This is a genomic window from Burkholderia sp. BCC0322 (assembly GCF_902833045.1).
GTDB lineage: Bacteria > Pseudomonadota > Gammaproteobacteria > Burkholderiales > Burkholderiaceae > Burkholderia.
This window is the reverse complement of sequence record NZ_CADFDU010000038.1, coordinates 1-3408: the sequence shown is the minus strand read 5'-3', so window position 1 is coordinate 3408 and position 3408 is coordinate 1. Positions and strand designations below refer to the sequence as shown.

Sequence of the window (3408 nt, the reverse complement as noted above, 5' to 3'; positions counted from 1 at the left end):
TTGCGACCCGACAGCGTCACCACCGCATCGTCGTTCGTCAGCGTATGGCCGCTGCCCGAGTTCAACGCCAGGCTCGCGTTTTCGCCCGTCAGCGTCACCTTGTTGCCGACGCGAATCTGTTGCGCCGCGTTCATCGTCACGCCCGCGTTCGCGCCGCTCGCCGTCAGCGACTGCTTCACGTCGACGCTGCCCTTTTTCGACGTCAGCGCCAGCGCGTTGTCGCTCGCCCACGTCACCGCGTCGCCCACCGTCAGGTCGCCCGACGTGTTGGTCAGCGCCACGTTCGTCGTGCCCAGGTTGCGCGACAGCGTCTCCCCGTCGATCGCGACGTCGGTGTTACCGCCGACTCCCGCGTTGGCCGCCTCGATCGTCCACAGGCCCGTTCGGCCCGACGCCGCGCGCGTATCCACCTGCGCGTCACGCGACACCGCCACCCGCTCGCCGCGCGTCGTCACCGTGCCGCCTGCCGTCGACGCGTCCTGCGCGCTCGCGTCCAGCTTCCCGCCGACCTGAACCTCGCCGCCGTCCAGCGTGATCTTCCCGGCGCGGCTGCTCAGCCCCTTCGCCTCGATCGTGCCGCTGTTCCGGACCACCGAACCCAGCAGATCGCCTGCCGCGCGCGCCGTCATCAGCACTTCCCCGCCGTCCGCCTTCAGCAGCCCGCCGTTGTGCGCCTGCGCGTCCACCGCCCCGCCTTCGACCTGCAGGTTCAGCAGCCCGTTGCCGTCGAAGTTCACGTTGAACGCATTACCCGCGCCCAGCGCCACGCGGCCCATCTGCGCACGGATCACGCCCGTGTTCGATACCCGCGCACCCAGCAGCGCCACGCTGCCGCCGTCCGCCGCCGCGATCGTCCCGGCGTTCTCCACCGACTGGCCCGATGTGCCCGCGAACCGGTAGCGGCCCGCCAGGAAATCCGCGTCCGACAGGTTCTGCGTCGACGCCACCAGGCCGCCCACGTTCACCTGCGCGCCCGCGCCGAACATCACCCCGTTCGGGTTCACCAGGAACACGCGCCCGTTCGCGTCCAGTTGACCTTGAATCTGGCTGCCGTTCGCGCCGACCACCCGGTTCAGCGCGATCGACTGGCTCGTCGGCTGCTGGAACGACACCCGCTCGCCGCCACCCACGCTGAAGTCCTGCCAGTTCGTGATCAGCTTGTCCGTGTGCTGGTTGATCGACATCGTCTTGCCGTCCGCCGACGTCGCGATGTCCGCCTTACCCGACGCAATCTCGCTGCCCGTCGGCAGCGCGTACGCGCCCGACGCTGCCGCCAGCCCCAACAGCGACACGCCCGCCGCAAGCAGGCGCTTGCCGCCGCTCTTCTTGCCGCGACGGCGCGCCGTTTCCCCGACTGCGCACCAGCCGCCTTGGGCTTCGTTCCACACCAGTGAATAGGCCTTGTTCATACTTGTCATTTCCTCATGATCGATTTGCATACGGAAAATTATTTCGTATACCTATACAACTATTTGTCGAGCGCCGAACGGTGATGTTCGTTGCTCGTTCCGCGAACGATGAATCCGTCCGCGCCGTGCCCGCCGGCTCCAATCTGTCCCGGAACCGGCATGCCGTGTGCGGGCGGCACCGTTGGATCCATGGCACCGCCCCGAGGCATTCGCTTCCTGCGCTGAAAGGAATTACCGACTGCCGTCGATCCGGCCGAAGTTGACGCCGGCGAACGCCTCGCGTGCGGCCGCGCCGGTCGTCTTGCTCGAATCGATGTTCCCCGCGTTGAATGCCACGAATCCGCCTCTCATCGCGGCCGAGAGCGACCCCTGATAATTGAGCATCGAACTGGTCTGCGACGAACGGATCGCACCATAGTTCATGCCCGCGAACCCGGCGGCGAACGAAGCGGCGGTAGTGACCGTCCCCGAAGATTCCGAGTCGGCGATCAGTGCGCCATGGCCATTCCACCCGGCAAACCCGCCGACGAACTGGCCGCCGAGGGCCGTTACGTTGCCCGCAGCCTTCGAGTCCCGGACAGCACCCATGTTTTCGCCGACCATCCCCCCGGCGTAGCTGCCGTGCGCCGCAGTGACCGATCCCGTCGCGCCCGACCCCGAAATCGTTCCGCGGTTCAGGCCCACGAGTCCGCCAACCCGACTCGCCGAGCCGGCATGCACGGTTCCGCCTGCCGTGGATTGTTCGATTGTCCCGTCGTTCACGGCGACGAGCCCACCCGCGCGACCGGCGTCGCCGGCACTTGCATCGCCTGCCGCCTTGCCCCGACGGATCATGCCGGCATTCCTGCCGACCAGGCCTCCCACGACACCGCCGGCGATGTCGCTCACGCGTCCATTCGCTGCCACGTCTTCGAGCACGCCACCGTCTATGTTCTCCCCCGCGAAGCCGCCGGTGGCTGCCGCGACCTTCGTGTTCACCTCGCCGTATGCTTGCGAGCGCTCAACCTGACCGCCTCTGTTGAGCCCCATGAAGCCGCCGACCGTGCTGCCGTTCGTCGCGCTCACGATGCCGTGTGCAGACGAACCACGGATCGTGCCGCCATCGCTATAGCCGACCGCGCCGCCGACGAAGCTCGACTTCCCGGCCGACACATCGACCGTCGAGACCGCGTTGTCGATTACGCCGCCCAAGGTGCGGCCGACGAGACCGCCCACGTGCGCGCGATCGCCTACCGAGATCCTGCCGGCACTCGTCGAATCCGACACCGTCCCATACAGATTCGTGCCAACGAGACCACCGATGTCGCGCGTGGTATTCGACGATCGCAAGCTCGTGATCGAGGCATCGGCCCGGCTGTTCGTGATCCGTGCAGAGATGTTTCTGCCCGCGATGCCGCCGATCGAATCGGCCCTTTCGTTGCCGGCGATGGTTCCCTGGAATCGGCCACCGTCGATGACGCCGGCGACGTTGTCGCCAACGAGGCCACCGACGAGGCTGCCGAAATTCCCGGTCGGCGAAATCGTCGTGTTCGTCGCGCGAACGTTCGAGATCGTGCCGCCATGATTGGCTCCGGCCAGCGCACCGACCGACGCGGTTGTTCGGTTCGACGGCCCGCTAACGGTGAGCGAGTCGAGCGCGAGATTCGCGATACGGCCGCGATTCATACCGAACAGGCCGACGTACTGACCGTTGCCATTGATCGCCAAGCGGGAGATCGTGTTGCCCAACCCGTCGAACACGCCATCGAATAAGCTGTCGCCGCCGAGGCTGCGGAACTGCGCACCCTTGCCGTCGATTGCGTTACCCAGCACGTAACGGCCGCTCATGTTGCCGTCGACACCGCGCAGCCCCGCGAGATCGTGGATCACGCGATACGCTTCGCCGTTCGCCGAGAACGACGCATTGCGACCCGACAGCGTCACCACCGCATCGTCGTTCGTCAGCGTATGGCCGCTGCCCGAGTTCAACGCCAGGCTCGCGTTTTCGCCCGTCAGCGTC

Annotated in this window: 2 protein-coding genes; both read right to left on the bottom strand. The window is 66.9% G+C overall.

The window, feature by feature from the left end; genetic code table 11:
• A partial coding sequence (locus HWX39_RS35690) for a filamentous hemagglutinin N-terminal domain-containing protein (RefSeq protein ID WP_175972142.1) occupies positions 1-1409 on the bottom strand: 1409 nt, incomplete at its 3' end.
• Between the two features lie 231 nt (positions 1410-1640).
• The gene (locus tag HWX39_RS35685; protein ID WP_175972141.1) at positions 1641-3377 is read right to left on the bottom strand and encodes a GLUG motif-containing protein; all 1737 of its coding nucleotides are present in this window, start codon (positions 3375-3377) and stop codon (positions 1641-1643) included.
• Between the last annotated feature and the right edge of the window lie 31 nt (positions 3378-3408).